Source organism: Streptomyces murinus (assembly GCF_002154555.1).
Classification (GTDB): domain Bacteria; phylum Actinomycetota; class Actinomycetes; order Streptomycetales; family Streptomycetaceae; genus Streptomyces; species Streptomyces murinus.
Genome location: NZ_MUNF01000883.1, coordinates 1 through 1,023 on the forward strand (window position 1 = coordinate 1; position 1,023 = coordinate 1,023).

Sequence of the window (1,023 nt, forward strand, 5' to 3'; positions counted from 1 at the left end):
GCCCCCGCCCCGGCGACATCGCCCGCGAAGCCCTGCGGGCCGCCCGGCGTGAGGCGTTGCGGGAGGCGGAAGCGGCGGCGGAGGCCGATCGCGGTGGGCGGCGCAGGTCTGGCCGTTCCGCGGGGGCCGAGGCCCGTGCCCAGGGCATGTCCTCCCCCGGGCGGTCCGGTGAGCACGACCCCTCCCGGGCCGCGCGGCTCAAGGTGGCCGGGGAGATGCGGCAGTTCCTCAAGAACGCCTTCCGGATGCCGCCGGAGGCCGATGCCGAGCCGGTGGACGATCCCGCGCCCACCGTCCCCGAGCACGAGCATCAGCCCGAGTCCGCCGTGCCGCACGCGCCGCCCACCATGGCCACCCCGCACCGGGACGGTGAACACCGGCGCACCTTCCCGGCGTTCGCGCCCCGCGGGGAGCGCGCCGAGGACGGGGCGTTCGCCGGGACCTGGTGGGGAAACGCGTGGGTGGAGGCGCTGGAGCGGGGCGCGCTGGACGCCAAGCGGGTGGCGCGCGGCCGAGGGTACGCGGACCAGGGGCATGTGGACGCGATCACCGTGACCCCGGGATCGGTCCTCGCCTATGTGCGGGGGAGCCGCCCCCGCCCGTACCGCGTCCAGGTGCGGGTACGGCCGCTGGCGGACGCCGAGTGGGAGCGGTTCCTGGACACCGCCGTCGACCGGCCCGGCCATATCGCCGCGCTGCTCGACAAGGAGCTGCCGCACTCCCTCGCCGACTGCGGGGTCCCGCTGCTGCCCGGCCCCGGCGACCTCGCCCCGCGGTGCAGCTGCCCCGACTCGGGCCACCCCTGCAAGCACGCGGCCGCCCTCTGCTACCAGACGGCGCGGCTGCTCGACGCCGACCCCTTCGTGCTGCTGCTCCTGCGCGGCCGGGGCGAGCGGGAACTGCTCGACGCGCTCTCCCGGCGCAGCGCCGCCCGCGCGGCCCGCGAGGGACGGGACCGGGAGCCCTCGTCCCTGCCCGGCATACGCGCCACCGAGGCCCTCGCCCCGCGCACACGCCCCCCGC

1 protein-coding gene is annotated in these 1,023 nt (G+C 78.1%); it reads left to right on the plus strand.

All coding sequences use genetic code 11. The features are described from left to right. The coding region (locus CCN72_RS36250) for an SWIM zinc finger family protein (RefSeq protein WP_244174659.1) at positions 1 to 1,023 on the plus strand (1,023 nt) is incomplete at both ends.